Source organism: Aeromonas aquatilis, from assembly GCF_054052405.1.
In genome coordinates this window covers 1-296 of record NZ_JBSTYP010000207.1, presented here as the reverse complement: position 1 = coordinate 296, position 296 = coordinate 1, and the positions used below count along the sequence as shown (strand labels likewise).

The window sequence follows — 296 nt, the reverse complement described above, 5'->3', positions numbered from 1 at the left end:
CCATCACCGGCACCGATGACACTGCCACCATTAGCGTTGCCACCCCGGGCGCTGACCAGGGTACCGTCAAAGAAGATGTGACCCTCACCACCGGCGGCAAGCTGGTCGCCACCGATAGCGACCACGGCGACGCGGTATTCCAGCCCCAGACTCAGGTAAAAGGCAACCACGGTACCTTCGCCATCGATAAAGATGGCAACTGGACCTACGCGCTCGACAACAGCGACCCGCAGGTGCAAGCCCTCAAAGAAGGCGAGTCTCTGCCAAGCGAAACCTTCGTGGTCAAGAGTGCTGAC

The 296-nt window shown here is 60.5% G+C and carries 1 protein-coding gene; it reads left to right on the top strand.

The genetic code is table 11. The annotated features are described in order from the left end of the window. Positions 1-296: VCBS domain-containing protein (locus tag ACW5W8_RS24050; RefSeq protein ID WP_498630928.1), on the top strand; the 296-nt coding region annotated here is incomplete at both ends.